Raw genomic sequence first — 726 nt, 5'->3', positions numbered from 1 at the left:
ATGACCGGCGACGAACTCCGGGCGCACGCCCCACGACTCCACCAGCCGGAACAGCGCCACCTCGACCGCGAACAACCCGGCCTGGGCATACACGGTCCGGTTTATCAGCTCCTCGTCCTCGCCCCAGACCACATCGCGCAGCGGACGCTCAAGGTGCTCGTCCAGCCCCGCGCACACCGCGTCGAACGCATCCGCGAACACCGGGAAACGGGAGTACAACTCCCGACCCATGCCCAGCCGCTGCGAGCCCTGGCCAGAGAACAGCACCGCCGTCCTGCCCGAGCCCACCGAGCCCTCGACCGCATCGGCGACGGGCAGCTCACCCGATGCCAGCGCCGCGAGCGCCCCCGTCAGCGACTCCGCGTCCGCGCCCAGCACCACCGCGCGGTGCGCGAAGCTCGACCGGCTCGACACCAGCGAGAAGCCCACGTCCACGGGGCGCTGCCCGTCGACGTGCGTCAGCAGGCGCGACGCCTGATCCCGCAGGGCCGCCTCCGTCCTGCCCGACAGCACCCAGGGCACGACCACGCCCGGCACCGGAACGTCCTCACGCTCGGGCTCCGGCTCGGCCTGCTCCAGGATCACGTGCGCGTTCGTCCCGCTGACGCCGAACGACGACACACCCGCGCGCCGCCGGCCGTCCTCCGCGGCCGTCCACTCGACGGGTGCGGTCAGCAGTTCCACCGCGCCCGCCGACCAGTCCACGTGCGTGGACGGCTCGTCGAT

The 726-nt window shown here is 72.7% G+C and carries 1 protein-coding gene; it reads right to left on the bottom strand.

The genetic code is table 11. The features are described from left to right. Positions 1-726 (bottom strand): acyltransferase domain-containing protein (locus ACX9I7_RS32675; RefSeq protein ID WP_459389410.1); only part of this gene is annotated, 726 nt, incomplete at both ends.

The organism is Streptomyces sp. L500, from assembly GCF_054551825.1.
Note: the sequence above shows the minus strand (reverse complement) of the source record. Positions and strands in the feature narration are given on the sequence as shown.